The sequence below is a fragment of the Mesorhizobium sp. M7A.F.Ca.ET.027.03.2.1 genome (assembly GCF_003999175.1).
In the GTDB taxonomy this organism is placed as follows: Bacteria; Pseudomonadota; Alphaproteobacteria; order Rhizobiales; family Rhizobiaceae; genus Mesorhizobium.
Genome location: NZ_RZOM01001309.1, coordinates 1 through 1,439, shown reverse-complemented (window position 1 = coordinate 1,439; position 1,439 = coordinate 1). Strand labels below are relative to the sequence as shown.

The 1,439-nt window shown below is 59.8% G+C and carries 1 protein-coding gene and 1 pseudogene; both read right to left on the bottom strand.

Features of this window, described 5'->3' with window-relative positions:
- On the bottom strand, positions 1-1,052 hold a 1,052-nt coding region (locus EN750_RS34135), incomplete at its 3' end, for an acyltransferase (RefSeq protein WP_145968190.1).
- Between the two features lie 196 nt (positions 1,053-1,248).
- Positions 1,249-1,439, bottom strand: a pseudogene (locus tag EN750_RS34130) (hypothetical protein); the annotation flags it as partial.

Sequence of the window (1,439 nt, the reverse complement as noted above, 5' to 3'; positions counted from 1 at the left end):
AAGATGGGCAGCGGGGCGGTATAGGCTCGTTTGTGGCGGAAGGGTTGCTCGACGTATTTCCAGGAGAATGCCGCCAAGGCGAAACTGGCAACCGTCATCGCGATAATCGTTGGCACACCGACAGTCTTCAGGGAGAGATAATGGACGAAGGAGTTGATTGGCCAGTGGACGAGGTAAAGCGAATAGGAAATGAGGCCGACCCAGACCAGCGGCGCCAACCGAAGCACGCGAGTGGCGACAGGTGCCGGCCTGTCGGCGCTATCCTGGCCAGCATAGATCAGCAGAGCTGTTCCGATGCAGGGGAATAGGGCATTGTAGCCGGGAAACGGATCGCTGTCCGAAATCATCACAAAGCCAAATGCAATCAGGGCAAAGCCGGCGAGGCCGATCAGGTCCATCGCCAGCCGACTGGCTAGGACCGGAGGCTTCCGCAACATCAGCATGGCGCCCAGCGCCAGCTCCCATATGCGCGTCGGCAAGAGATAGAACCCTGCCGTCGGTGCCAGCGAGGTTGCTATGACTGCCAGGGCAAAGCTGCCGATGGCCATCGGCAGAAGTACCGTCAGCCAGCGCTTCGAGACGTATCGGTAGATCAGATAAAGGAGGATCGGCGCGAAGATATAATACTGCTCTTCCACCGAAAGCGACCATGTGTGCAGGAGCGGCCGCAGTTCGGCGTCGATGGAGAAATAGTTCGTCGTTTTCCAGAAATAGATGTTCGACCAGAAGGTCGAGGCGGCGATCACGCTGAGGCTGAATTCGTGGAGATCCGAAGGCAGAAGGATGAACCAGGCGGCAATGCTCGCGAGCAGGATGACGAAGGTCAGCGCCGGCAGGATGCGCCGTGCGCGGCGCCAGTAGAAGCGGCCGATCGAGAATTGGCCCCGCTCAAGATCATCGAGCAGGCTGCCGCTGATCAGATAGCCCGATATGACGAAGAAGATGTCGACACCGGTGAAGCCGCCGGGAATGGCAGACACGCCGAAATGGAAGAGCACGACAGGCAGCACCGCAACGGCCCGCAGGCCGTCGATGTCGCGCCGGTAGTTCATCCGGCCGGCCCGCGCGCGACCACCAGGATCCGTGCGGCCGCAACCGACACGCTCATGCGGCGATGTCGTCGATCGTGCTGAAAATCCCGGCTCGTCGATCTCACAGGCTTACCCTCAGGCAGCAATTTTGCTGCGCTGCAACATGGGTGTCAAGGCATATATTGCTGTCGCGAAATTCGCCAGGAACGCACCGGGATCAGGCGCCGGGCAGATAGATTACCGCGTAGTCGTCCGAATAGGCCCGTTTCCAGCCCAACTGGTCGAAGAAGGGAATGCGGCTGTCGTCGGCCGATAGCAGCGCCCAATCTATTGCGTATTTCTTCAGGCGGGCTTCGAGGAGCGGCTTGCCGTCGCCGCGTCCGGTGTCGTTATCGCTCTTTGTGAAAC